Annotated in this window: 19 protein-coding genes and 1 tRNA gene; 10 read left to right on the top strand and 10 right to left on the bottom strand. The window is 34.8% G+C overall.

The features are described from left to right. Window positions 1-38: 38 nt before the first annotated feature. From JKP34_RS00775 to JKP34_RS00755, 5 genes are all read right to left on the bottom strand, one after another. Window positions 39-1,448: a tetratricopeptide repeat protein gene (locus JKP34_RS00775; protein WP_201916705.1), complete on the bottom strand. Its 1,410-nt coding sequence runs from the start codon at window positions 1,446-1,448 to the stop codon at window positions 39-41. A gap of 68 nt (window positions 1,449-1,516) precedes the next feature. Continuing rightward, a complete protein-coding gene (locus JKP34_RS00770) occupies window positions 1,517-2,500 on the bottom strand; it encodes an NAD-dependent epimerase/dehydratase family protein (RefSeq protein WP_201916703.1) in 984 nt (327 codons plus the stop codon). Next, window positions 2,493-4,862 (bottom strand): GumC family protein, encoded by a 2,370-nt coding sequence (locus JKP34_RS00765; protein WP_201916701.1) that lies wholly within the window; start codon window positions 4,860-4,862, stop codon window positions 2,493-2,495. Before JKP34_RS00765 ends, JKP34_RS00770 begins: the two co-directional genes overlap by 8 nt. 8 nt (window positions 4,863-4,870) lie before the next feature. Next, window positions 4,871-5,674 (bottom strand): polysaccharide biosynthesis/export family protein, encoded by an 804-nt coding sequence (locus tag JKP34_RS00760; protein ID WP_201916699.1) that lies wholly within the window; start codon window positions 5,672-5,674, stop codon window positions 4,871-4,873. Window positions 5,675-5,727: 53 nt separating this feature from the next. Further along, on the bottom strand, window positions 5,728-6,879 hold the full coding sequence (locus tag JKP34_RS00755; protein WP_201916697.1) for a glycosyltransferase family 4 protein: 1,152 nt from the start codon (window positions 6,877-6,879) through the stop codon (window positions 5,728-5,730). A 184-nt stretch (window positions 6,880-7,063) separates the two neighbouring features. On the opposite strand from JKP34_RS00755, the gene JKP34_RS00750 reads away from it, so the two are divergent. The 4 genes from JKP34_RS00750 (at window position 7,064) to JKP34_RS00735 (ending at window position 9,657) form a co-directional block, all read left to right on the top strand. Continuing rightward, window positions 7,064-7,720, top strand: a complete 657-nt coding sequence (locus tag JKP34_RS00750) for a SirB2 family protein (protein WP_201916694.1) — start codon at window positions 7,064-7,066, stop codon at window positions 7,718-7,720. 3 nt (window positions 7,721-7,723) lie between these two features. Continuing rightward, on the top strand, window positions 7,724-8,914 hold the full coding sequence (gene hflX / locus JKP34_RS00745; RefSeq protein WP_201916692.1) for a GTPase HflX: 1,191 nt from the start codon (window positions 7,724-7,726) through the stop codon (window positions 8,912-8,914). Window positions 8,915-8,990: 76 nt separating this feature from the next. Beyond that, entirely contained in the window at window positions 8,991-9,515 is a 525-nt protein-coding gene (locus JKP34_RS00740) for a hypothetical protein (protein ID WP_201916690.1), read from the top strand. 70 nt (window positions 9,516-9,585) lie between these two features. After that, window positions 9,586-9,657, top strand: a tRNA-Arg gene (locus tag JKP34_RS00735). 105 nt (window positions 9,658-9,762) lie between these two features. Here the strand turns inward: JKP34_RS00735 and JKP34_RS00730 are convergent. After that, window positions 9,763-10,113, bottom strand: a complete 351-nt coding sequence (locus JKP34_RS00730; protein ID WP_201916688.1) for a DUF1801 domain-containing protein — start codon at window positions 10,111-10,113, stop codon at window positions 9,763-9,765. Window positions 10,114-10,636: 523 nt separating this feature from the next. Here JKP34_RS00730 and JKP34_RS00725 point away from each other — a divergent pair. Continuing rightward, window positions 10,637-14,053 carry an ATP-binding protein gene (locus JKP34_RS00725; protein ID WP_201916686.1) on the top strand — a complete coding sequence of 1,139 codons (3,417 nt, stop codon included), beginning with the start codon at window positions 10,637-10,639 and terminating at the stop codon, window positions 14,051-14,053. A gap of 98 nt (window positions 14,054-14,151) precedes the next feature. Here the strand turns inward: JKP34_RS00725 and JKP34_RS00720 are convergent, their stop codons facing one another. After that, on the bottom strand, window positions 14,152-14,304 hold the full coding sequence (locus tag JKP34_RS00720) for a lmo0937 family membrane protein (RefSeq protein WP_201916684.1): 153 nt from the start codon (window positions 14,302-14,304) through the stop codon (window positions 14,152-14,154). Window positions 14,305-14,540: 236 nt separating this feature from the next. On the opposite strand from JKP34_RS00720, the gene JKP34_RS00715 reads away from it, so the two are divergent. The 5 genes from JKP34_RS00715 (at window position 14,541) to JKP34_RS00695 (ending at window position 19,551) form a co-directional block, all read left to right on the top strand. Beyond that, entirely contained in the window at window positions 14,541-15,896 is a 1,356-nt protein-coding gene (locus JKP34_RS00715) for a sigma-54-dependent transcriptional regulator (RefSeq protein WP_201916682.1), read from the top strand. A 77-nt stretch (window positions 15,897-15,973) separates the two neighbouring features. After that, on the top strand, window positions 15,974-16,243 hold the full coding sequence (locus tag JKP34_RS00710; protein ID WP_201916680.1) for a hypothetical protein: 270 nt from the start codon (window positions 15,974-15,976) through the stop codon (window positions 16,241-16,243). Between the two features lie 206 nt (window positions 16,244-16,449). Continuing rightward, complete coding sequence (locus tag JKP34_RS00705) at window positions 16,450-17,163, top strand: sensor histidine kinase (RefSeq protein WP_201916678.1); 714 nt, start codon at window positions 16,450-16,452, stop codon at window positions 17,161-17,163. A gap of 70 nt (window positions 17,164-17,233) precedes the next feature. Further along, on the top strand, window positions 17,234-18,466 hold the full coding sequence (locus JKP34_RS00700) for a parallel beta-helix domain-containing protein (RefSeq protein WP_201916676.1): 1,233 nt from the start codon (window positions 17,234-17,236) through the stop codon (window positions 18,464-18,466). Then, window positions 18,463-19,551, top strand: a complete 1,089-nt coding sequence (locus JKP34_RS00695; RefSeq protein WP_201916674.1) for an SO2930 family diheme c-type cytochrome — start codon at window positions 18,463-18,465, stop codon at window positions 19,549-19,551. The genes JKP34_RS00700 and JKP34_RS00695 overlap by 4 nt, the downstream gene beginning before the upstream one ends. Before the next feature lie 9 nt (window positions 19,552-19,560). Here JKP34_RS00695 and JKP34_RS00690 read toward each other — a convergent pair whose 3' ends face one another. The 3 genes from JKP34_RS00690 to JKP34_RS00680 are packed head-to-tail and all read right to left on the bottom strand — an operon-like array spanning window position 19,561 to window position 20,992. Next, complete coding sequence (locus tag JKP34_RS00690) at window positions 19,561-19,746, bottom strand: hypothetical protein (protein WP_201916672.1); 186 nt, start codon at window positions 19,744-19,746, stop codon at window positions 19,561-19,563. Between the two features lie 3 nt (window positions 19,747-19,749). Then, on the bottom strand, window positions 19,750-20,178 hold the full coding sequence (locus JKP34_RS00685; RefSeq protein WP_201916669.1) for a hypothetical protein: 429 nt from the start codon (window positions 20,176-20,178) through the stop codon (window positions 19,750-19,752). 16 nt (window positions 20,179-20,194) lie between these two features. After that, window positions 20,195-20,992, bottom strand: coding sequence for a (Fe-S)-binding protein (locus JKP34_RS00680; protein ID WP_201916667.1), 798 nt, complete (start codon window positions 20,990-20,992; stop codon window positions 20,195-20,197). Window positions 20,993-21,028 lie beyond the last annotated feature (36 nt).

The following is a 21,028-nucleotide window of genomic DNA, read 5'->3' as shown; positions in this document are numbered from 1 at the left end:
TTCAGCAGAACTTAATCATTATGCTGAATCAGCTTATGCTATTGATTATCTTTTCTGAATTGGTCAATTAATTTAAATAGTGCTTTTTGTGTTTCAAGCCTTGGGAAGAAATCATAAAGCACTGTATGCATTTCAAAGTCCAAAACTAATGCATTTTCCAGAAAGATAAAGGCTTCTTTGTATTTACCTGATTCAATTAGGTAGGCTGTCATTCTATAATACAATTCAGGAGAGTCGGGATTTTCCTCTAAACCTTCCTTCAAAATATTTAAAGCAACATCCATTTCTCCTGATTCAAAATAGATGAATGACCAGTCTAAATAAATACTGATTTCTTCAGGATCAAGAGAAACAGCTTCTTCATAAGCATCAATGGCCGCTGTTTGATTACCCAATTGATATTCGGCAAAGGCTGCAGCTTGCCAGTATTTGCCCTCATGAAGATTAATTTTTAATGCTTTGCGTGCATAATGTACAGCTTCAATCCATTTTTCTGATTTGATAAGGTTTTGAGCTAAGCCATAAAAGGCCTCATCATACAATGGATCAAACTTAACTGCTTTCTGATAGTACTTTATGGATAGATCAAGTTGATCGAGCTTGTCATAAGTTTCTGCCATTCTGCAAAAAACTTCTGCGCTATGGCCTTCAATTCTTAAAGTTTGAGAAAATGCATCTAGTGCTTCTGTATGCTTTTCCTGTTGGAGCAAGCTGTTGCCCATGTTAAAGTAAGCTGATGCAAAATTATCATCAATTGCAATGGCATATTCATAAGCCTTAACTGCCTGATCGTACTTTTTTAATTTATGAAAAACTACGCCCAAATTATACCATGCATGATAAGAGTAAGGATCAGCATCAATAAATTTCTCGTAATAGGATATACTCCCTTCTAGCTGGTCTGTAATATCTAGGCAATAGGCTAGCTCATAAGTAGCGTTATCATGGTCAATATTGATTTCAAGCACTTGTTTATAGTGTTCAATTGCCAAATCAAATTTCCCCATTTGCTGATATGCCATTCCAATCTGATACAAGATTTCGTCTGTATCCTCGGCCATATCCATAGCACGCTGCAAGCAATCTATCGCTTCATTATTTTTACCATCAATTGTAAGTATGTTAGCTTTGGTTAGCAGTAAGTCAACATCATTTGGTTGAATATTTTCTGCTTTCTCTAATGCTTCTAAGGCTAATTCGTACTGATGAAGGGTTGCTAATACATGCGCATGTAGCACGATTAGCTCAATGGAAAATGGAAACTGCTCAACTGCGAATTCAATTGCTTGAAGTGCTTTCTTGTTGCGATCATCATCAAGATAAATGTCTACAACCTTCTCAAGCTCTTCAACATCAAAAAAGTGAAAATCATTACCCTTAATATGGTTTTCGAACTTTTTGACTAACTCTTTCTCTTCGTCCTTTCTGCTTCTATAAAATTCGCTCATATAAAAATTTACTGGCTAAATAAATTTAGCAAATGCAAAGTTAAAACCAATCAACGAGAGGAGAAAAATTATAGTTTGATATATCCGGCTTTTTTCATCTCAGCAATCGAATAATTAATCGATTCTTCTAGTGTATGAAATTCTATATCAAGCTCATTTTTAATTTTGATACTGTCATAAATGTATTTATTTCCAGCAATGCGAGCAGTTTCGGATGAAAGTAAAGGTTCTTTGTTTTTAAATTTACTCCATAAGTTTTCGAGATGCGCACCTAATATCAATGAAAAATTAGGAACAGCAATAAATGGAGCTTTGCAATTAAGTTTTTCAGCGAGCTGCTTAAAAAATGATTTGTAAGTAGTGTAGCCACTATTAATAACAAATTGTTCTTTCACTATATTACTCTCAAGTAATTTGAATATAACATTTGATATATCTCTAACATCAATATAGTTAATGAAGCCTTTAGTGAAGAAAGGCTTCTGATCTAGCACATATTGAAACAATTTGGCACTACTTTGACTAAGTTCAGCAGGGCCGAGGATTATGGATGGATTAAGAATTATATAATTTACACCTTTAGCACCATTTTCTTGGACAGCCTTTTCTCCGGCTCTTTTACTCAATGCATAATTCGTAGTGAAATCTGAATCATCCCAAGGGGTATTTTCATTGATGATTTGAGAATCACTATTTTTCCCTAAAGTGGCGATACTACTGATGTAGACAAATTTTTTAACTCGGGCACTTCTGGCCCATTTGGCAATGCTTTCAGTAATATCTTTGTTGACCTTGAACAATTCGTCCTTGTCAGAAGCATTATACGAAACCAGACCTGCACAATGAATAACAAAGTCTATTTTAAAATCTTTAGGGTCAAACTCTAATAATTTATCAAGTTCGATCCAGCTTAAATCCGGATGGTTGAAGGTTATTGAAGTAGAGCGTTTAGCACCTATAACTTTGAAGTTTTTACTTAAAAAGTGATTTGTAATATTTCTACCCAATAAGCCAGTAGCACCTGTAATGAGTACAGTTTCTTGATCAGCCAATATTGAATATTTTCTTCAAGTTGGAAAGGGACTTGCTGCTCTCATCATAATAGTCCTGATAATAACCATAGCCTCCTTTATTGTTCTTGGCAGCATTGAACACAATGGAAATATTTTTAAGCTGATTTAGCTCTACATTTCTGTGTAAATCCCTTATGAAACCTCTTTTAGAATAATCGGATCTAACAATATAAAGTGATTGATTTGAATGTTTTAGGGCAATAATACCATCAGAGACCAATCCTATTGGTGGAGTATCTAATATGATAATGTCATAGCTATCCTTTAAACTGCTGATAAGTTGTTCGAAATACTCGCTTTCTAATAATTCAGCAGGATTTGGAGGTATTACTCCAGAAGGTATCAAATGCAGATTTTCATTCTGAGTTTTTTGAACGCATGCTTCCCAGCTTGCATTCCCACTTAAGATGGCACTTATGCCTTCATCGTTTTTCTCAATATTAAAGGCATACTGTGTGCGAGGTTTGCGCATATCCAAATCGAGAATAATAACCTTTTTATTAGATAGTGATAATACCGCTGCCAAGTTAACCGCAATAAAGGTTTTGCCCTCACCACTCACGCTAGAGGTAACAGCAATTACCTGCTCCTTTTTATTCATGCCCATAAAGTTCAAGCCGGTTCTTAGGGCTCTGAAATTCTCACTTATCTGTGATCTGGGTTTATCAAAGACTAATACACCGCTTTTCTTAGCCAGTCCTGATCTTACTCTATTAATGGTGCCAACAATAGGAAGACGGGTGATTCGCTCTAACTCGGTTAAACTTATTATTTGATCATATAATAAGTATCTCAATATTAGAAATACAAAGCATAAAATAACTCCTAAAATTACTGAGCCTATATAAAGAGTTTTCGGTGATGGTCCTATCGAGCTTCTAGGGTAGTTTGCAGGAGTTAAAATTACTACCTCGGCAAGTGTTCCGGCTTTGGCTATCTGGAACTCAGTTTTTTTCTGCATTAATGACAAATAGAGCTCTTCGTAAATTGAATAAAAACGCATCTTTTGATTAAGCTCATTTGATTTTGCTGGCAATTCGTTGAAAGTACTAATAAGATTACCTTTTCTTTGATTTGCTCTTTCTAGTTGTTTATCAAGCGTTTCAAATGAATAAGCTATTGCTTGCTTTAAACGATCGTCAATCAGATTTAATTCTCTTTTGGCTTCATCAATTACCTGACTTTCGCCTTTATACCTCATTTCTGCTAAGGCCAGCCTATCAGCTACATCACGATATTCTGTAATCAGTTTATTAATTTGATCATTAAAAGTGCCATTGAAAATAATCAGTTTATTGATTGAGTCTTGCTGCAGATTATTTTTTAACTCCTGAAGGTTGGTTTTTTGGTACTTGATAGAATAGATGGTGGAGTCTATATTGATAATCTGGTCTATCACTTCGTTCAAATCTCTGGAAGGATTTGAGGTTTTGTTTTTTAAAGTAAAGGACTCGATATAGCTTTCATAATTTTCTAAAACTGATTCAATTTCCGATAGCTGAGTGTTTAGGAATGTAATTTTAAGTTGATTTGCCTTGTTCTTTTGTTCTCTACTATAATCAGTATAAAGTTCGCTTATCGTTTGAACTATATCCTGAACCTTATAGGGGTTATAGTCTTCAAAGGCGATTCTGATCGTATTGGCGTTTAAATTTTCCGGAGCAACCTGAAGTTTAGACTCTAAATAGTCCAATACCTGTTCTTCATTTTTAATACTTATGAACATTGTTTGATCTGCGAAAAAATTACCTGTTTTCTTCAGTAAGTAATTACAACCATTGAATCGAACTGGCTTTCCGAAAGAGCCGCTTATCCACTTTTCGCTTTCAGGATCGTTGCTTATTCTAAAATTATTTTGATCAACAATTTCAACGAAAAACGAAGTGCTGTTCACACATTCTGTTTCATAACTTAATAAGAAAGGTATGTATTTATATCTTTCCTCATTTTTAAACCTACCAATTAGTTCATAGGTAACATCCAAAGGCAACTGTTTAACAACCTCTTTTAAAAAAAGCTTTGATCTTATTAATTCAACTTCTCCGGAAAGTGAATTAAGATTTGAAGATTCTTCCGATACAGTAGGAAAACCAAAGAGGCTGGCTTCACTGCGTTTGTTTAATTTGAGCTCGGCTGTTGATTGGTACTTTACATTAGTGTATCGCAGATATAGAAAAACTGCGGCTACACAAATTGTAATAAAAAGAACGAACCATATAAGGCTTTTTTTAAGCAGTATAAAAAATTTGCTTAAGTCAAATGCATCCGATAGATCATTAGCCTGCTGAGGGCTTGATTCAAGGTTTAAATTTCGCTGATATCGTGAAGGCCTTTCGCTCAAAGAAGTTATTAATTATTAGAATTATTTAAACTTTGAATAACTATAAAAAGTGTAATAACATTAGTGATAACACCTAGAACCGGAGCAGCATCTTTTACTGACTCATTAAACACTCTTCTAATAGGTTCAACATAAATAATGTCATTGGGCAGTACATTTAGATTGGCCTTTTGCATACCCTCTATAGTTGAGAGATTTATGATTTGAACCGAAGGGTCGTTAAGCGGGCCTCTTATGAGTCTGATATTTCTTCCTTTTGATCTGTCGTTCAAACCTCCGGCCAGGGCTAGCACCTCAAGTAAGTTCATTTTTTCCTGGGCTAAAGGTATCACCTGACCTCCCAGAGCGCCTAAGACTACTACTCGCTGGTTGGTAGCCTGAACCCTTACAAATGGATTAATGTAATAGGCATCATATTTTTTTTCTATTTCTTCTTGAAGTGACTTTATCGTATGGTTTTTAGTAGAAACCGAACCTACCATAGGTAATATTAAGTTACCATCAGGAAATACCTGAAATACCTTAGTTGGCTGACCTTGTCCGCCTCTTACCCCTGCCACTAATTCCATATTTGGGTCAATTACTCTTTCTCCCTTGTTAGTGTACACTTCTATATTGAGTTGATCACCAGGTTGAATGAGATATGCCCCTTCTACTTTGGCTACTTCTTCTTTAAATTTTTCTGCGTTTAAACCTTCATCTGTTTGAAGAATAATATTTTGCTTGTAAACCTTACAAGAGGCCAGAACACTTATCAAAATGATTGATAATAAGCCGTTTCTAAAGAAAAATTTGGTGTTTATAATATTCACTAAGGGTAAAAATAAGACCTTAATTTTAAAACTCAATGATAATTTATGAATGCTTAAGACTTAACGTAGGCAAATTTGTATTGAGGGCTAAGGTGTTGGTAATCTTCAATAGTCTTGATGTAAGTGTCTATGATGATTTTATGGTCAAATTTGCGTTCAACAATTTCTCTACCTCTTTCAGCCATTTCTAACCTCTTGTCATGGCCTATATAAAACATATCTTTCATTTTTAGGCTGAGATCATAAGCGTCTTTGACTTTACATAGTAGGCCATTTATTTGATGATCAACTATATTGTTACAGCCAGGAACATTCGTAGCTACTATTGGTCTGCCGCAAGCCGAAGCTTCTAATAAAGTGCGAGGAGTACCTTCTCTATAGCTTGGAAGAACTACACAATCAGCATCATTAATATAAGGTCTTACATCATCTGTTTTTCCCAAATACTCAATTATGCCGGCTTCTACCCACGAGTCCAACTCTTCTTTTTGGATACCTCTGCTATGCTCTTCATCAAGTCCACCTAACAAATAGAACTTGGCATTCATACCTCTTTCCTGCAATAGTTCTGCAGCTTCAATGTACTCTCTAACACCCTTGTCAATTATTAATCTGGAAATCATAAGGAAGTTAAAAGATTCTCCTTCTGTTTTCTCTTTGTAAGAAAATTTATCGAAATGATCTAAATCAATACCTGACCCAGGTATTACTTCGCAAATATTCTTTTCAATAAGTCTTTTGTCTTGAAAAAGCTGATAATCTTCCTGATTCTGAAAAAATACTTTTTTGGGAAATTTGAATGAGAACCTGTAGAGGCTCATGGCAATTTTTGAAATCCAGTTATCATTCAAGAAGATTGTTCCTAGTCCACTGATATTATTAATTGAAGGTATGCCCAATTTGGCCGCAGCCATAGTGCCGTAAATATTTGGTTTAATGGTGTAATGAAGCACCAAATCAGGTTTAACCCTTTTGTAGATAGAGTGGAGTTCTAAGGTCAGTCCTAGATCTTTGTAAGGACTAGCCCCACGACTGTCCATTGTAACATCTTCAAATTCACAGCCGATATTTATAAGCTTTTGGGTGTATTCATCCTTTGGAGCAATGGCAATAACCTCATGACCTCTTTTCAGAAGCTGCTGCACTAGCGACAAGCGGAAGTTATAAATGTTCCAAGAAGTATTTAATGTTATTGCTACTCTCATAATTACGATCTAAGTAATATATAATTTATCACTTCATCTTATAGAATGCCAGTTTATTCGATAGGTTTGGGTTGCGTATTGATGAGCTCTAAAATTACTTAGGTTAATAGGCTATTCTTTCAAATATAATTGTATAAAAACAGGAATTACAATTAGCTTTTCTATTTTTGTAAAAAAACAATTTATGGAAATAGGATTTTTGCATTCGCACGTTGCAGTGGTAACATTATTTTTAATTTTTCTGTTGTTCAAAACAGTTTTGTTGCTATCCAATAAAAAGGCCTTATTAGAAAAAGTAAGAACTCGCTTTAAAATGGTTGATCCAATTTTAGGCACACTAATGTTGGTTACTGGCGGCTATATGTTATACCTCTATGGTGGTTCAGCGCCAATATATTTATGGGTCAAACTAGTATTAGTGCTTATCATTATTCCAATTGGCATTGTTGCATTTAAAAAAGAAAACAAGATTATGGCTACACTCGCTTTATTACTTACTCTCTATATATACGGTGTTTCTGAGGCAGGTAGTTTGACTTTCTCAAAAGATAGTGAGGCTAAATCTGAAATAACTGTAAAAGGTGACTCAGTGGAATTAGAGGTCACTGAGGGCATGCTTACTAATGGTGAAAAAATTTATTTAGCAGAGTGTAAAAAGTGCCATGGAACTGATGGTAAAAAAGGTTTGTTTAAAGCGCCTGATCTCACAAAAAGTGAGTTAACATTAGAAGAAAGAATAGCCTGGATAAAGCAAGGAAAAGGTGTAATGCCTAGCTATGAGGGTAAGTTGAGTGCTGATGATATTAAATCGGTAGCAGCTTACATTGAGGAGTTAAAATAATATATGTACGAAGCTAAAAAGATAGAAGATAAGCAAATTACAGCTGTTTTGGTAGCCCTTATTACGCGTGACCAAACAGAAGAAAAAGCTAATGAATATTTAGATGAATTGGCTTTTTTAACCTCTACTTTAGGTGCCGAAACTGTTAAAACTTATACACAAAAGCTTGATCATCCTGATGTAAAAACTTTTGTAGGCAAAGGTAAGCTGGAAGAAATTAGTGCTTATATAAAAGCTGAACAGGTTGATTGGATCGTATTCGATGATGACTTAAATCCTTCACAGCTAAGAAACCTTGAAAAAGAATTGAAATGCAAGGTGTATGACAGAAGTTTATTGATTCTGGACATCTTTCTTAGTCGTGCACAAACAGCGCAGGCAAAAACACAGGTTGAACTAGCCAGAAATCAATATTTACTTCCACGCCTGACTAGAATGTGGACTCACCTTGAAAGACAGAGGGGTGGTACAGCTACTCGTGGTGGTGCTGGTGAGAAAGAAATTGAAACAGATAGAAGGAACATTCGCAACACCATTGATGTCCTCAAAAAGAAGCTTGCTAAAATTGATAAGCAGAGCAGAACTCAGCGAAAATCAAGAGGTAAAATAGTTAGGGTAGCTATAGTTGGTTATACTAACGTAGGCAAGTCAACGCTCATGACTATGCTAAGCAAATCAGATATTTTAGCCGAAAATAAACTATTCGCCACTGTTGACTCAACTGTTAGAAAAGTCAATTTTGAAGATATTCCATTTTTACTTTCTGATACTGTAGGTTTTATTAGGAAGTTACCCACTCATCTTATTGAGTCTTTTAAATCTACCTTAGATGAAATTCGTGAGGCCGACATCTTAATTCATGTAGTGGATGTGAATCATCCTTCATTGGAAGACCATATTAATGTAGTGAATCAAACTTTGGCTGATATTGATGCCAGTGATAAGCCAACTTTGCTGGTCTTCAATAAAGTTGATTTACTTGAGGAGGAGGAAGAACTTTCCGTTGAAGAGAAAATAGAACAACTAAAAAACACTTATCTCAACATGGAATCTTTTTCTGACAAGGATGAGATAGTGTTTATCTCAGCTACCAATAAATCTAACATTGAAGAGCTAAGAGGTAAGCTGAGAAAGTTGGTAGAAGAAAAACACTTTACCATTTTCCCAAATTACTTGAAGAATACCTATTACTAATAATTTCACCCAAATTAGGGTATAACAGCTCCTATTTAGCTTTCTATTTTGCATTTTTTACAATAAATCAAATGCTATGAGAAAGCTTTATCTTCTAATAATACCCATTACTATGCTGAGTTATAACCTGAGAGCTCAATCTGGTTCAGTCACTGATCTTGATTGGATAATAGGAGAATGGGAAGGAGCCAATATTGGTTTAAGAAATGATGGCAGCGGTATATATGACACTATTAGAGATGTAAGCGTGAATGTAAGAAAAGCGTTTGGTGGTTTTGGGCATATAGTAGACTGGTATAGTCCAGAGGGTGATTATTGGGGTTCTTCAGTGAGAACCTATAATAGTGCGCATGGGTTCTGGCTTGAAAGATGGTTTAATATAAATAAAGGAGAATGGAATGATGAGCATAAGCTGAATTGGAGAAATAATCAACTAATTATGACTTCAGATGCGGAGAAGGATCAATTTGGTATTTATGCCGTCAAGCGGATTCATACCTATGATGAAGCTACTCAAGTATATCGCTACAAAAACTTGAGAAAGTATGAAGGATCGACTCAATGGATGTTAGTTGATTCCTTTGTTTTAAAGAAAAAGTAACTTTAGAACCCACCAAGTATTAAAGTTTGAATTTATTAAGGAGTGTTATAATTTAGCCACTTGTTATAATGGCTCCGTAGTTCAATGGATAGAATAGAAGTTTCCTAAACTTTAGATACAGGTTCGATTCCTGTCGGAGCTACTATTGAGATATAGCTTTATCCGCAAATTTGAGATGAACGTGAGTTACAGATTGATTTAAAAAATTATAGTATAGTTTAATTCTTAAACTCAAATTATTTCTCCACTACACCTTGTCATAAATTTGACTTAATACGCAAGTAAGAACTTTTTCATCAATTTCTTTGGGAAGTCTAAACTTGACATGTTTGGCACTTTTGCCTTTTCCTTCAAGTGTTAAACCATTAGTATCTACCTCGCCCGTTTTATGTAAGAACAATAGGCAATGTTTTTCTGATGTTTGTATACCACAAACTACCTGAGTAGGATTTTCTTTGCTGTATAAAACGGTAAATATTTTATTACCATAGACGTGCTCCTCTAAATCAGGAAAATTTTTCTGGATGATCTTTTTTAGAAGGATTGCTACTTCCTGAATTAGTTTCGGACGCTCGGTTAAGGTGTCTTCTAAATTCATATTAGTCAGAATTGAATTAATATTAAAAATACTAAATACAGAGTATTTAAGTGTTAGTGTGGTCTTTATTTGTAGCAACAGAAAATTTCTCTAGGGCAAGCAACTGATAGGAGTAAAGTGCTATGGCCAATTATTATTATCAGACTAAAAAGACATCTTTATTTCTTAAATGTATAATGTTATCAGCTGTTATTTATCATAACATTTAAGGTGTATTAAGGCTTGTTTTTATTTCTTTTTTGTTTAACTATTTATTAGGTTTGGTATAACATTTTTAGACAGAATGGGTTTTATTACCTATGAACGTATATAATTTGTCGATAAAAATCAAATAGTCTTAATCTTTTTTTAAGTGTTAACGATGAAGCACTTGCTTGTTTTAGTGGTGTCATAAATGATTTTGTTGCTTGCTCTTTGAGATGGCATTTTAACAAAGCTGCATAACATTAATTTAAAAATCATCTGCTTTAATACTTAGCACTTATAAGAAGCTATACTAAATTCTTTAATCAACAGTACAGGTTTGCAATCCATCAAAGAAATAGTGAACAATACTTTAATTAGTAATTTCCGCCATCCTATTGTTGCGATAGATGCTGAAATGAATGTTGTATTCTCTAAAGGATTGTTAAGTTCTTATTTGGCTGATGATGAGGCTTTGGAAAAACAGTCATTCCTTAAAAGCCTGAATCCAGATTTACAAGAATATACAAGAGCGCTACTGAATATCGCAAAGCAATCAAAAAATACAGTAAAAGGTGCCATTATTAAATATCCTATAGAGGAGGTGGAGAAATATCTTCAATTGATAGTTCATATTTCAAATCCAAAGAAAGATGCTGTATACTATATATTGGAATTTCATGCTTTCGATTTAGAAAACAGCAGGGACTTAAAAAATGATTCCTTTGAAGAGTTCGATTCAAAGGAATCATCAGAATCCAGGAAGTCGGAATATGAATCTGAGCTGAGTAAAAGTAAATTAGATGACTTTAACCAAGAACTTGAAGCACTCAATGAAGAACTTCAAGCCTCAAATGAAGAACTAAATACTTCTAACGAGGAGCTTCAGCTGGCAAACGAAGAGTTATTAGCCGTAAATAAAGAGTTAAGGAGTGCCAATGATCAGCTGGTAAAAAAGGAAAAGGAAATACTGGACAGTCAAGCTGAAATAAAAACTCTAAATGAGAGATTTGAAACAGTACTTGAGAACTCAAATGTATTTGTTGCCTATCAAGATCTTAATCTTAACTACGTATGGTTACATAATCCTTCTAATGATTATGATGCGGAAAACTTAATAGGTGTTTCAGATTTAGACCTATTTAAATTTGAAGATAAAGGAGCTTCCAACAGCTTCGTTGATTTAAAACTGAAAGTAATTGAGACAAAAAAGGAAATTAAAGAAGAAGTTTTCTTCAATGAACAATACTGGAGTATACATATTAAGCCTTGGTTTAATGGTAAAGAATTAAAAGGTGTAATTGTACTATCAATTGATATAACTGAACAGCGTGAAGCTTACAAAAAGTTAGAACTTAGAGAGCAAATTATAAGTGCATTGGCATCATCCTCAAAAGACTACCTTTTAATTGTTGATCAGAATTATATTATACAAACTATTAGTGAGCCGCTCTGCGAAGATATTGCAGATAGTACAGGGGTTGAGCTAAAAGCTGGAGATTCCTTAATATCAGCGTTTCCTAAATTAGGGGAATTAAATGACCAAATCTTTTATCCGCTCCAAAAAGCGCTCAACGGAGAGCAAACATTAATTGACAAATTTGATGAACTGAAAGATTCACTTCCAAAATTTCAAAAACTTTATTCCACTCGCATATCACCAATTAGAGGAAAGCAAAATAATATAATTGGAGCAGAATTTAGAGGTACTGAAATTACAGACATCATGCGCTCAAAGTTGGCTGTTCAAGATGCGCTTAAAAGAGGAGCTCATCTTACTGGAGAGGAATACTTCAAAGATTTGACATTGCACTTATATGAGTTGTTTAATTCTAAATCAGCTTATGTTGGCGTTCTATCAAGTGATAAAAACAAGATTATAACCAAGGCCATTAGGATTGACGGTGTTTTATCTGATAATTTTATTTATCAACTTGATGAAGTTCCTTGCCAAGTGGTACAGCAGAAGGATGCCATGCAGCATTATGAAGAAGTACTTTCCACGTTTCCTCAAGACCCTAAACTCAAAAGATGGGATGCTACTTCTTATGTAGGCGTACCTATTTCTTCACCAATTACAGGTGAGATGCTAGGTATTATGGTGATCATTAATGACGAAGAAGTGGTAATTGATGCTGATGCACAATATTTACTTACCATTTTAAGCTTGCGTGCTGGGGCTGAATTACTTAGACAAAGAGCAACTCACGAATTAGAAATAAAGGAAAAGCAATTCGAAAATATTACCAAGAATAGCCCTGGAGTCATTTATGAATTTGAACAGGGGCAAGACGGGAAAGAAAAATTCAAATATGTTAGTTCTTCGTCCTATGATGTTCTTGAAATAAAGCCTAAGGAACTTTTACAGAATACTGAGTTGATTTATGATGTCATTCATCCTGAAGACAGAAAAGGCTTTTTTGAGAAGCAAATGGAGGACTCTAAAAATCCAAGACCTTTACAATGGATTGGGCGTATGGTAACTGCACAATCACAGACTGTTAAATGGGTAAAACTATCTTCACAACCTGATTTACAGGCTAATGGTGATGTAATTTGGTACGGAATAATAGATGACATCACACGTCAGAAAGAAATTGAAAACGAGCTAAAGAAAGCAAAAGAAGAAGCTGAAGAAGCCGCCAATGCCAAAGAAGAATTTTTGGCAACTATGAGTCATGAAATCAGAACCCCTTTAAATGCTATTTACGGAATTAGCGAGTTGCTTAGACTTGATGAAACAGTTGGTGAAATGGAGGAAGTGGATTTATTAAAATATAGTGCAGAAAATCTACTTTCTCTGGTTAACAACATTTTAGATTTCAGTAAACTAAAAGCAGGTAAATTAGAAATCAAGCAAAAGCCTTTCGAATTAAAAAAGCTGTTTGACAGTATTTGCAAAAGCACTCACTTTCTGGCAAATAAGAATAATAATGACTGTGTACTGGAGGTAGATGAAAACCTACCGCAAGTTGTGGTAGGAGATGAATTAATACTATCGCAGATACTCCATAATCTTTTAGGTAATGCCAACAAGTTCACGAAGGACGGTAAGATAACATTGAAAGTAGTTTTGTTGGACGAATCTAAAGAATCGTTGGATATGTCTATTTCTGTAATTGATACTGGTGAAGGAATAGCAAAAGAAGATTTGTCAAAGATCTTTTCAAAGTTTGAACAGAGTGAACATAACATTGCCTCAAAAGGAACAGGGCTTGGTTTAACAATTACAAAATCCTTATTACAACTTCTAGGATCAAATATTGAAGTTGAAAGCGAAAAAGGTAAAGGAAGTACATTTCATTTTCAGCTTAGCCTGAGAAAATCCAAGGAACACAAGAGTATTAATAGATCTACCTCAAATGTTTCTATTCCTGAGGAGAGGCCCCTTATTAAAGTGTTGATGATAGAGGATAATGATGATAATAGGTTGTTGGTGTCAAAATACTTTTCAGCTCATAAACATATCCAGTTGGATTTGGCTGAGAATGGAAAAGAAGGCGTAGAAAAAGTGAGTAACTTTAACTATGACGTGATATTAATGGATATGCGAATGCCGATAATGAGTGGCAGTGAAGCAATAAAAGAGATTAGACAATTAGAAGGACCATCATATAATAAATTGCCTATAATCGCCTTAACGGCCGATACTTATGGGGTATCTAAAGAAATAGGCTTTAATGATATAATGACCAAACCTTACAAATTTGATGACTTAAAAAAGATGATTGAGAAATATGGAATGAACAAAAACTAAATAGCCATGAATATGGCAAGTTTTACTTATAGAATAGAGTGAGAAAAGTCAATCATATCAGTTTATAGGTGGCCTGATATGATTGACAAAAATCCGTATTAAATGGACTTCCCTCTAATTAATCTAAGTAATATAGCGATAACAGCAATTACCAATAAAATATGGACTATGCTGCCAAGACTAAATACAAAAAAGCCTAATAGCCAACCTATAATTAAAATTACGGCTAATAGATATAAAAAATTACTCATGATTAAATGTTTTGGTCTGAGTACTTATAATTAAATACAATGCCAGAAAATGAGATTGTGCGTTTAAGTGCTTCTAGCAATTATTTTTAATGACGAACATTTTATTTAAATCAGCTAGGTGAGAAGCGAAATACACACAATGGGTAAATAATTATACAGCTTATAGTTTAATTTTTTTAAACCTTAGATGAATCTCATGGCTTAATAATAGTAGTCATGTTTACTATTTTTTAGAAATGAATAAAATTTTAATAGTTGATGACGATCCTGATATCTCTAAGCTTTTGAAGAAATTCTTAGAGAAAAATCAGTACGAGACATTCTGTGTTGACAGGGGGGATGCAGCCATCAAGCATATAAAAAAGCATAAGGTAGATTTAGTTCTTTGTGATTATCGCCTGCCCGATACTGCAGGCACAGATTTATTGAAAGAGATAAAGGCATATAACCGAGAAATTGAGGTGATTATGATTACGGGCTACTCAGATGTTAGAGTAGCAGTAAATGCATTGAAGCTTGGTGCACTGGACTATGTTACAAAACCACTTTATCCAGATGAAATCCTATTGACTATCAACTCTGCCATAAAGAATAACAAACGGAGTAGTCCAGTTACCGTGATGGACCGCTTTGATCAAAAGTATGTTATTGGTGAAAGTGAACAATCGAAAAATGTGGAGAAGCTGATAGATTTAGTGGCTCCAACAGACATGACCGTTATAATTGAAGGAGAAACAGGTACTGGTAAAGAATATGTTGCCAAGGCCATACACAGTAGGAGTAATCGCAACGGAAAACCATTTGTAGCCATTGATTGCGGAGCAATTAGTAATGACTTAGCAAGTTCCGAGTTATTTGGTCATATCAAAGGTTCTTTTACCGGGGCGGTTTCAGATAAGTTAGGCAGTTTCGAAATGGCTAATGGAGGCTCGCTCTTTTTGGATGAGATAGGGAATTTGTCTCAGGAAAATCAAGTAAAACTTTTAAGAGTACTACAGGAACGAAAAATAGTAAAAATCGGAAGTGTAGCTGAGGTGCCGATAGATGTAAGAATTATCGTGGCTACTAATGAAGGCCTTAAAAATGCAGTCGATGATAGTAAGTTTAGATCAGACATATACCATCGGTTAAATGAATTTAAAATAGAGTTAACTCCATTAAGAGGTAGAAAACCAGATATTAGATTGTATTCATACTATTTTTTAAACAAGGCCAATAAGTCGCTAAATAAAGAAGTAGAGGGTTTTGAGGAAGAGGCTATGAATAAGCTGATTAATTACTATTGGCATGGTAATATTAGGGAACTTCTCAATGTCGTTAAAAGAGCAGTGCTTCTTTGTTCAGGAAAGCAAATTCAAACAAAAGACCTGCCGATTGAGATTGTAAATGGTGATAAGTCCGAAAATGAGATGAGTGATCTACCACAAAACGATGGACATAATTTAAGATCAGCCTCGGAGATAGCTGAGAGACAAATGATTTTGAAAATTTTGAAAAAGGTAAATTTTAATAAAACGAAGGCAGCAGAGGAATTATCTATTAATAGAAAGACACTATACAACAAATTGAAGGCTTACAATATTGAACACTAAGACGCTTCTTATGCTATTATTATATGTCAATAAGTGTTTGCCAAGAACTAAGATTTAGTTGACGAAAAGTTTATTTTATGAGTGAAAACCAAGGAGAAGATTCTAAGAATTCATTAAGAAATTCTGGTGATAAGGATGACAGTATTTTTAGTAAGGGCGATAAAGGTCTTAGTCATGAACAAGCCAGATCTGTAAAGCACGATATTAGAAATTCTCTGGCAAATGTTGAATTGGCTATATATCACCTCAGAAGTGAAGTTCCTACGAATAAATCAACAGAAGATCTTTTTGAAATCCTGGAGAGAGGATGTAAACAAATTGAAAGCATCATTACAGAGAGACTATAATGAAGTAACTGATAGTAGTTGTATAACAACTTACACAATAATGATTTTCTGATTAGTTAAATCAACAATTAATGCATCTATAAATAAAATAAATTATATTTATTGTTAATTTTATCACATAATTTGTAGTTACTGTCTTTTGGCAAGGTTTATGTCTTTTTTCGACAGAATATATTTTTTGATCTATAAACATTATTTTTTTAGGTATGAATAATCAAGATATTATCGAGGAACAGTCAAATAGTCCAACGTTCTTCCATTACATGTTGGCACATGATATAAAAAGTCCAATTAATCAGGTTAAAGGTTTACTTTATGTTCTCAAGAAGTCTCTTAATGACGAGGAAGAATTGCTCAAAATTCTAAATCTGGCAATAGCTTCTAATGAAAGGCTCTATGCCAAAGTTGAGGACCTTCTTGAAAACTGCAACAATGACCAAAAAAGAACAGAAGAGATAAATTTTTCTAATCTACTGGAAGGAATCAAGAAAAATTTATCAACGATGCAGGATGATGAAAATATTAAGTTGATTGAAAATATTGATGAGTCAATTAACTATTATGGAGATCCGGTTTTGTTACATTCCATCATTCAAAACCTATTAGAGAATGCGATTAAATATCGAAAGAAGGGCTCTAAAGAATGTGTAATCATAATTAGTATTCAGCAGAGTGCCGAAAACATTGTTCTTAAAATCACGGATAATGGTATTGGCATTAATGAGAATAAGCTGCCTTATATTTTTGAACGAAATTACAGGGCTAATGATGACGAGAAAGGCGGGTCAGGTGTAGGACTTTATCTAGTGAAAAAGACCTTAAATGAATTAAATGCAAGTATAAATGTGAAAAGTGAGGTAGATGCAGGTTCCACCTTCACAATTGTTTTACCTAGTTCTCCTTTGCAAAAGGCAGTTTGAAGCAACATGATTTTAGCCTAGTAATTTTATCCCCTTTCAATATTTAACTGCTTTTTTCATATATTTCTATATGAAAAAGGCTTACTACTTAATCTTACTCACTGTTTTATGCGCTTGTGGTTCAGAGGAAATAGCTGACAGAAGTGAAGCCCATTGGCAGAACATATACGATCAGTTACAAGAAGCACTAATTCTGGCAGAAGCAGGTGATACAATCAATATTCCAGAAGGATTTTTCTTATTTGACAAGAGCCTTTTGCTTGATACAAAGGACTCAATTGTAATTCAAGGTGCAGGAATTGATAAAACCATTCTTTCCTTTAAGGGTCAGTCTGAAGGTGCTGAGGGTATTAAGATAAGTGATTGTAGTCATATACAATTATTAGACTTCACTATTGAGGATGCAGCAGGTGATAATATTAAAGTGACCGATACTGATTATATCACCTTCAGGCATGTAAAAGCTCAGTGGACAGGAGAAGTGAGTGAAAATAATGGTGCTTATGCTTTTTATCCTGTCCTCTGCAGAAATGTTTTAATTGAACATTGTATTGCCATTGGAGCTTCTGATGCCGGAATTTATGTAGGCCAATCTGATACAGTAGTCATCAGACATAACATTGCCAGACAAAATGTGGCAGGAATAGAAAGTGAAAATAGCAATATGGTGGAAGTGCACCACAACGAAGCAATCAATAATACTGGTGGTATATTAGTGTTCGACCTACCGGGATTAACACAATACGGATCAAATATAAAGGTCTACAATAACATCATAAAAGATAACAATCATAGTAATTTTGCGCCAGAAGGAAATATCGTTGGAGTGGTACCTCCCGGCACAGGTTTAATGGTGCTTGCCACTGAAGATGTTGAGGTTTACGATAACCAGATTATAGATAACCGAACTGTGGGTATTGCGGTAATCAGCTATGAATTGGTGGCTGCTATTAGTGAGGAGGAAGCAAAGGCGGAAGGAGAGGGAAGTGCCCAAAGAGTGAATAGTAATTATCAGTTAGATGAGGAGTATGACCCTTATCCTACTCAGATTAAAGTTTTACAGAACGAAATTAGCAATAGTCATTGGTTTGCTACTTTCAGCCATGACTTCGGTATGCTTTTCAATTTCAAATTTCCTTTTAATCCACCCGATATAGCCTTCGATGGTTTTATCAAAGAAGGAAAAGCGCCTAAAGAAGTACTTTGTATGGTTAATAATGAAGATTGGAAATTTGTGAACCTGGATGCTCCAAATGATTTGGAAGACTTAAATCAAGAGAAAGATAATTTTTTGTGTAAATGAGCAGAATTGTAGTCATACTATTTGTGGTCTTCTCATTAGGTTGTTCTGGTAAAAAGGAAGATGTTTATAAAACAGTAGAGACAACAGAGGGTATTAGTTTTACAAAAACTGATAAAAAGAATGCTGTTGGTCTTCAGAAACTATCCGACTATAAATTCTTTCAAGGTAAGTTGGCTGAATTAAAGCCAGCCAAGAATGTAATTCCTTATGAGTTGAACTCTCCTCTTTTCTCGGATTACGCACATAAAGCACGATTTGTAAAGTTTCCCGAGGGCACTTCAGCTGACTATAATGCTGAGGAGGTGCTGGAATTTCCTGTGGGCACAATTCTCATCAAGAACTTTTATTATCCTTCAGATTTCAGAATGCCTGATGGGGAAAAACGGATAATTGAAACACGCTTATTACTACATAAAAAAGATGGCTGGCAGGCCTTACCTTATGTTTGGAACGATGAGCAAACAGAGGCTTTTTTAAAATTAACCGGGGCAACAAAGAATGTGTCTTGGTTAGATGAAGAAGGAAAACAACAACAGATAGCTTATGCAGTGCCTAACATGAACCAGTGTAAGAGTTGCCATTCATTTAATGGAAAGATTAAACCAATTGGGCCATCAGCCAGACAACTTAATAAAGATTATCACTTTGAATCAGGCACTAAGAATCAACTCCAATATTTGGCTGATAAGAAATATTTAAAAAATCTGCCCAGCCAAAATGAAATTCCTAAACTGGTCAATTATCAAAATCATGCGGCTCCATTAGATGATCGCGCACGTGCCTATCTGGAAATTAATTGCGGTCATTGTCATCGTAAAGAAGGACCTGCAAAAAACTCTGCACTTGAGCTTTTAAGCAAAGTCGACAATCCTGCGGCATGGGGTGTGGGAAAAACGCCAATTGCTGCCGGCAAAGGTTCAGGTGGATTTAAATATGACATCCTGCCTGGCCACCCTGAGCAATCAATCTTGCTTTACAGGATGAATTCTTTGGATCCTGGTATTATGATGCCTGAATTGGGTAGAAAGATGGTTCACAAAGAAGGTGTGGCCTTAGTAAAGCAGTGGATTGCCGAAATGGACTAAACACGAATTCTACTGTTTTTTATTGTTTTCTCTTAATACAACTAACATTGCAACGATAAGTAACACGTTACTTATTGGACCAGCTAAGCGAGCACTTAGCCATTCGTTTTGCTCCGCCATTTCATATAAGTTAATAGCGAGTAGAACTAACGAGAGTCCAATAACAAAATAGGGAGCATATTTTTTATGCTTCATTTCTTACTCAATAATTGGGATTTGATAAGTTTTACAAATTTCTTTCAAGTCAGATAATTCTTGAAAATAGTTTTCTTTATCCAGAGTAATTGATCGCGACTTACCACTTTTTGATTTCAAAATATGAGACTCTCTAATTCCTGATTTGAACTTAATCATATCAATTTCGTCAAGTTCAATTTTTCCATCTGGAAATCTAATAAACTCATTTGCTATTAAGGCAATTAAAGATAGTGTTCCGAAGATTAGCCAAAAGTAGGACAGGAATTCCTCAAAATTAAATGACCTACTGGCTAACTGTAATAATGCATTAACTGTATTTACTATAAAAATGATTCTTAACAACCAGCCTTGAGTTTTGTAATTGTCGTTAATAATTAAGAAGCCATCAATAATTCTAAATTTCTTATAAGATTCTATTTCCTTTCTCATAAATAAAAAAGGGCTTTTACAAGCCCTGATTTTTTGCGATTAATTCTGCCAAGTCTAGCACTTTAACGCTACCTTCTTTTTCTTTATTCTTAACGCCATCGCCCATCATAGTCATACAGAATGGACAACCAGCTGCAATAACTTCAGCACCAGTATCTAATGCTTCTTCAGTTCTTTCTATGTTTATTTCTTTATTGCCAGGCTCAGCATCTTTAAACATTTGAGCACCGCCAGCACCGCAGCATAAACCTTTGGTTTTACAACGCTTCATTTCAACTAGCTCAGCATCCAAAGCTTTAATTACATCTCGAGGTGCTTCATATACGCCATTAGCCCTTCCTAAATAGCAGCTATCATGGAAAGTAATTTTCTTCCCTTTGAATTCGCCACCATCTTTTAAAGTAACTTTTCCATCGTTGATAAGTCCTTGTAAGAAAGTGGAATGATGCACTACATCATAGTTACCTCCTAATTCAGGGTATTCATTTTTTAGTGTGTTGAAGCAATGCGGGCATGCCGTTACTATCTTCTTCACATTGTAGCCATCTAATACCTGAATGTTGCTCATGGCCTGCATCTGAAAAAGGAACTCATTTCCACCTCTTCTGGCAGGGTCACCTGTACAGCTTTCTTCAGGGCCTAATACGGCAAAATTGATTCCTACCTCGTTTAATATTTTAGTGAAGGCAATGGTAACAGCCTTGTATCTGTCATCAAAAGAACCTGCACAGCCTACCCAAAACAATACCTCAGGGCTTTCACCTTTGGCACTCATTTCCTGCATGGTGGGTACTTTATATGTTTTATCGCTCATAACTGATCGTTTATATCGTATTTAAAATCTTAACTA

It is taken from the genome of Marivirga atlantica (genome assembly GCF_016734805.1).
GTDB classification, from domain to species: Bacteria; Bacteroidota; Bacteroidia; order Cytophagales; family Cyclobacteriaceae; genus Marivirga; species Marivirga atlantica.
This window is presented reverse-complemented; position numbering and strand designations above follow the sequence as displayed.

Bases quoted from the DNA above. Each gene is read 5' to 3' on its own strand.
- JKP34_RS00775 (WP_201916705.1), bottom strand. From the start codon at position 1,448: ATGAGCGAATTTTATAGAAGCAGAAAGGACGAAGAGAAAGAGTTAGTC.
- JKP34_RS00755 (WP_201916697.1), bottom strand. From the start codon at position 6,879: ATGAGAGTAGCAATAACATTAAATACTTCTTGGAACATTTATAACTTC.
- JKP34_RS00750 (WP_201916694.1), top strand. From the start codon at position 7,064: ATGGAAATAGGATTTTTGCATTCGCACGTTGCAGTGGTAACATTATTT.
- hflX (WP_201916692.1), top strand. From the start codon at position 7,724: ATGTACGAAGCTAAAAAGATAGAAGATAAGCAAATTACAGCTGTTTTG.
- JKP34_RS00740 (WP_201916690.1), top strand. From the start codon at position 8,991: ATGAGAAAGCTTTATCTTCTAATAATACCCATTACTATGCTGAGTTAT.
- JKP34_RS00730 (WP_201916688.1), bottom strand. From the start codon at position 10,113: ATGAATTTAGAAGACACCTTAACCGAGCGTCCGAAACTAATTCAGGAA.
- JKP34_RS00720 (WP_201916684.1), bottom strand. From the start codon at position 14,304: ATGAGTAATTTTTTATATCTATTAGCCGTAATTTTAATTATAGGTTGG.
- JKP34_RS00715 (WP_201916682.1), top strand. From the start codon at position 14,541: ATGAATAAAATTTTAATAGTTGATGACGATCCTGATATCTCTAAGCTT.
- JKP34_RS00710 (WP_201916680.1), top strand. From the start codon at position 15,974: ATGAGTGAAAACCAAGGAGAAGATTCTAAGAATTCATTAAGAAATTCT.
- JKP34_RS00705 (WP_201916678.1), top strand. From the start codon at position 16,450: ATGAATAATCAAGATATTATCGAGGAACAGTCAAATAGTCCAACGTTC.
- JKP34_RS00700 (WP_201916676.1), top strand. From the start codon at position 17,234: ATGAAAAAGGCTTACTACTTAATCTTACTCACTGTTTTATGCGCTTGT.
- JKP34_RS00695 (WP_201916674.1), top strand. From the start codon at position 18,463: ATGAGCAGAATTGTAGTCATACTATTTGTGGTCTTCTCATTAGGTTGT.
- JKP34_RS00690 (WP_201916672.1), bottom strand. From the start codon at position 19,746: ATGAAGCATAAAAAATATGCTCCCTATTTTGTTATTGGACTCTCGTTA.
- JKP34_RS00685 (WP_201916669.1), bottom strand. From the start codon at position 20,178: ATGAGAAAGGAAATAGAATCTTATAAGAAATTTAGAATTATTGATGGC.
- JKP34_RS00680 (WP_201916667.1), bottom strand. From the start codon at position 20,992: ATGAGCGATAAAACATATAAAGTACCCACCATGCAGGAAATGAGTGCC.